Source organism: Holdemanella sp. DFI.5.55, assembly GCF_020593575.1.
GTDB lineage: Bacteria > Bacillota_I > Bacilli_A > Erysipelotrichales > Erysipelotrichaceae > Holdemanella > Holdemanella hominis.
Genome location: NZ_JAJDMK010000178.1, coordinates 1 through 779, shown reverse-complemented (window position 1 = coordinate 779; position 779 = coordinate 1). Strand labels below are relative to the sequence as shown.

Here is a 779-nt window from a genome sequence, read left to right as displayed (position 1 = left end):
TTCTATACGAGATTTCTGGACTGGTGTTAAATCCGTTCCATTAATTGAGTCAAGAATCATATTTGAAGAGATCACCTATATGCAGACAATCATACGATATGAATTGGTCATCAAAGCACTGCGTTCTGCGCTTATGTTGGATACACCGGATGAACAGATCGATGAGTTTATTCGTTTTTTTGGAAAACATATTGGATGTGATCGAATTTATATTTTTGAAGATAATAAAAAGAACATGTGACCGATAATACATATGAATGGTGCCGTCAAGGCATTGAAAGTGAAATTGATTATCTACAAGGCGTTGATATGGATATCATCGATTGGTGGTACAAAGCTTTTGATAAGAAAGAAAATGTGATCATTCGTGATGTTGAAACGATAAAAAATGAGCATGTGTATACATATAATACGTTAAAGATTCAAAATGTTAAGCGTCTTGTGGTATGTCCAATTCGCTATAAAAATGAAATCAGTGGTTTCTTGGGCGTGGACAATCCACCGATTGATGATCATTTGGGTTTAACTACATTCTTAGATATGATCGCAACGTTAGTTATCTCTTTTTTAAAGATTCGGAATTCACAAAATAAGTTCAAGCGTGAAGCAAAATTAAGTGGCTATTCAGCCTTGGGACAAATCTATACTTCTATGCATTATATCAATGTGAAAACCAATCGCTTTCATATAGTGAAAATGGATCGCAAATTCTAACGTATTTAGGAAAGGCTCTGTCACAACAAATGGTTGATTTTTGACGAGAAATAGCGTACAATAAT

Annotated in this window: 1 protein-coding gene and 1 pseudogene; both read left to right on the top strand. The window is 34.1% G+C overall.

All coding sequences use genetic code 11. The features are described from left to right. A pseudogene (locus LJE08_RS13665) lies at nt 1-241 on the top strand (hypothetical protein); the annotation flags it as partial. Further along, entirely contained in the window at nt 238-714 is a 477-nt protein-coding gene (locus LJE08_RS13660) for a hypothetical protein (RefSeq protein WP_227403538.1), read from the top strand. The pseudogene LJE08_RS13665 and the gene LJE08_RS13660, both read left to right, overlap by 4 nt. Nucleotides 715-779: the final 65 nt, after the last annotated feature.